This is a genomic window from Skermanella sp. (assembly GCF_059503625.1).
In genome coordinates, this window is the sequence record NZ_JCACHA010000285.1 from 1 (window position 1) to 3,010 (window position 3,010).

General features: G+C 59.5%; 4 protein-coding genes. 2 read left to right on the forward strand and 2 right to left on the reverse strand.

The window, feature by feature from the left end; all coding sequences use genetic code 11:
- Nucleotides 1-23 precede the first annotated feature (23 nt).
- Nucleotides 24-470 carry a DUF2924 domain-containing protein gene (locus AC5JJ6_RS06615; RefSeq protein WP_496041277.1) on the reverse strand — a complete coding sequence of 149 codons (447 nt, stop codon included), beginning with the start codon at nt 468-470 and terminating at the stop codon, nt 24-26.
- Nucleotides 471-783: 313 nt separating this feature from the next.
- Here AC5JJ6_RS06615 and AC5JJ6_RS06620 point away from each other — a divergent pair, with 313 nt between their 5' ends.
- Nucleotides 784-1,593, forward strand: coding sequence for a hypothetical protein (locus tag AC5JJ6_RS06620; RefSeq protein ID WP_496041278.1), 810 nt, complete (start codon nt 784-786; stop codon nt 1,591-1,593).
- A 135-nt stretch (nt 1,594-1,728) separates the two neighbouring features.
- Here the strand turns inward: AC5JJ6_RS06620 and AC5JJ6_RS06625 are convergent, their stop codons facing one another.
- Complete coding sequence (locus AC5JJ6_RS06625; RefSeq protein WP_496041279.1) at nt 1,729-1,884, reverse strand: hypothetical protein; 156 nt, start codon at nt 1,882-1,884, stop codon at nt 1,729-1,731.
- A 47-nt stretch (nt 1,885-1,931) separates the two neighbouring features.
- On the opposite strand from AC5JJ6_RS06625, the gene AC5JJ6_RS06630 reads away from it, so the two are divergent.
- Nucleotides 1,932-3,010 (forward strand): bifunctional DNA primase/polymerase (locus AC5JJ6_RS06630; protein ID WP_496041280.1); only part of this gene is annotated, 1,079 nt, incomplete at its 3' end.

Sequence of the window (3,010 nt, forward strand, 5' to 3'; positions counted from 1 at the left end):
GCTGACCTTGGCCGGCGACTTCCTCATTTGGCACCCCGCTGGTTCTTCAGGCCGAAGAAGATCAGCCCGTTCCAGCGGGTGCCGGTGATCGCCCGCGCGATGGCCGAGAGCGACCGGTACGGCCGGCCGTGGTACTCGAAGCCGTCGTCCAGCACCGTGACGCAGTGCTCGATGCCCTGCCACTCTCGGATCAGCCGGGTGCCGGTGATCGGCCGGTCCTTTACACGCTGCCGGCGCTTCGTCACGTCGCCGCCATCCAGTTGCTCAGCCAGCACCTCCAGCCGCTCCAAGGTGGCGCGCGACAGCCCGCCGTACGCCAGTTCTTGGATGCGGTAGGCCAGCCGGCTTTCCAGGAAACGCCGGTTGTAAGCTGGTGGGTCAGTGTCGAACAGCTTCTGCCACATCTTCCTCAAGCCAGGCGATGGCGTGGTCTTCAGCGCTGCCACCTGGGTAAGCACCATGTCCGTCATCGCGGAACCTCCATGTTTTGGTGGCTGACATGACGGCGTCGGTTGGGCGAACAGTCGAGCGGACTTTCTCCGCAGCCGCCGGATAGTTGGCTTGACTGTCGGGTCCGCAGCCGAATCAGTCCGGCGGCTAGGATCGCAGCCACCGCGACCAGGCGCTCGTCGGGGCTCATGAGGTCGGGATCAAGGGAGTTCATGCTCATCACCATGGGCATGGATGATGAGGTCGGGCGGCAAATTTTACTAGAAAAAACAAATACTTAACGTGTGTGTGCGGCTACAAAAGCAGATGCGCGTAGCTATGCGTGAGTCTGGCTTGTCGGAACAGATTGCATCCATTTTGTTGCCAGTTCTAATCTCGCCGAAGATCCGCGGCCAACCGCGTGTTTCATCGGAGATGGGCGGAATGGATGTTACTGAGCGTGGGCTCCCGCTTGAGGAGGCTTTTCGGCAATCTCTCACCGACGCAGAACGGACCGAACATGATAAATATGAAGCGTATCGGGATCCTGTGCTTGTCTGGATAGTTGGTGAACCACCTACCCAGTACGACGTCTTGCACGACAAGTACCATCAGCTTCGCCAGCCATGGCAGGAGAGATTCATACAGATGCTGCGCACTGGGGAACTGAGCGCCACGGCCTTGGAAGTACCAACGACGCTGAATTCTCGTCGCACAGCTGTTCCCGCGCACCTGTGGGATATCCTTGAACTGGATTTTGACAAGTCCGAAGCATCCGGTGCAGGTCTCAAACTGATAGCGATCGAAGTATCAGTGGCGACGCAACCGCAACAAAGTGAGCCGCCTGGAGACTTGAACAGTGACCATTTCCCTCTGGATCTATCCGTCGGCAAAGGACGCCTTCATCTCTCCGAGGACAATAGAATTTTGACATACAATTCGGAAGAAATGTACTTCAGGGGGTCAGTGCAGCAGTCAGTTCTCCGCCAGCTATTCGACGCCTATCCAATGCGCAAACATCTGCGAACCCAGGAGGTGTTGGGGGAAGCGACCACGAGTTCTCACGTCGATACGATTGGAAAGGTGTTCAGCGGGAGCCGGCATTGGAAAACATTGAAACACATAATCAAGCAAGAAGATGGGTACTGCTGGTTTGAAATTTGACCTGTTTGTCTTTTCCTACGTTCCCCCTACGCTTCTCCTTCGTTTCTCAGGATTGATCTCCTCCGTAGTTTGTAACGACGTTTCTCCTCGGTATTGCGCACCAGTCCGAGGAGAAACGTTATGTGCGTCAAGCACTTAAACCAACACCAGCTCGCCCGCCGTTGGTGCATAAGCCCGCGCACTCTTGAGCGCTGGCGCTTGACCGGTGAGGGCCCGCGATATCTCAAGCTGGGCAAGCGGATCCTGTACCGCGAAGATGATATCGAGGCGCACGAAGCCGATCGCCTGCATGCCAGCACCAGCAAACCTGTCCCGGGTGATCAGCACTCGGCTGGTCGATGATCGGGATCGAGAACATGCAGAATATCAGCATGAGCGCGATGCTGCGCCAGGCACTTGATTATGCCGCCCGGGGCTGGCCGGTGCTTCCGTGTGATCCCACTGCCGGACCTCAATGCAAGGGCCCTCTGGTTGCCAGGGATCGCGACGAGGCTGGTCGGCCCATCCCGCGTACCGGCGGTCTGTACAAGGCCACCACGGACGAGCGGCATCTGCGGTCTTGGTGGTCGCGCTGGCCGAACGCCATGATTGGAGTGCGGACTGGGCATGCATCGGGATTTTTCGTCATCGACCTTGATGTCCCGAAGGCGTCGGGAGAGCCGGACGGCGTCGCCGCATGGACGACCTTGGTCAAACAGCACGGAGACATTCCACCCACACGCACCCATCGAACGCCGAGCGGCGGCATGCACGTCTTTTTCCGGTGGCGCCGAGATCGGCCGGTCACCAATCGGGAGGGGCGGCTTCCCGCGGGCATCAACGTGCGTGGCGAAGGCGGATACATCATCATGCCGCCTTCTCGCCTGAGCTACGGCGGGCGCTACGAGGTCATCGAACCCACGGCTGACGCTGACATCGCCGAGGCTCCCGACTGGCTCTACTCGTTGCTTGGCATTCAGTTTCGCGAGCAGGGCGTCCATCGCGAAGTCGGCAGCGATCACATCGCCGCTGCGACATCATCGGACCGGCTTATTCGATATGCCGACGCGGCCTTGGCGTCGGAGAGCCGGAAGGTCGCGATGGCCGAACTGGGAAAACGAAACATCACCCTGAACCAGGCAGCGTTCAGTCTTGGCACGCTTGTTCCCCATGGCGCTCTAACGCCGTCGCGGATAACGGACCACCTCGTTGAGGCAGCTGCCCTGTGCGGCCTGGTGGCGGAGGATGGCCTGGAGATGGTGAGGGCCACGATCGCCAGCGGCGTTGCCGCCGGCATCGAGAAGCCACGTGTGCTGCCGGACCAGAATAAATATTCCGGACGGGCAAAAGGTCAGTCGGCGGGTGTTCGCCAGGATGCTTCCCCTGGTTCGGTTGGATCGGAATTGACCGATACCTTGGCGATCACCCAGGACAGCGT

Bases quoted from the DNA above. Each gene is read 5' to 3' on its own strand.
- AC5JJ6_RS06615 (WP_496041277.1), bottom strand. From the start codon at position 470: ATGACGGACATGGTGCTTACCCAGGTGGCAGCGCTGAAGACCACGCCA.
- AC5JJ6_RS06625 (WP_496041279.1), bottom strand. From the start codon at position 1,884: ATGCAGGCGATCGGCTTCGTGCGCCTCGATATCATCTTCGCGGTACAG.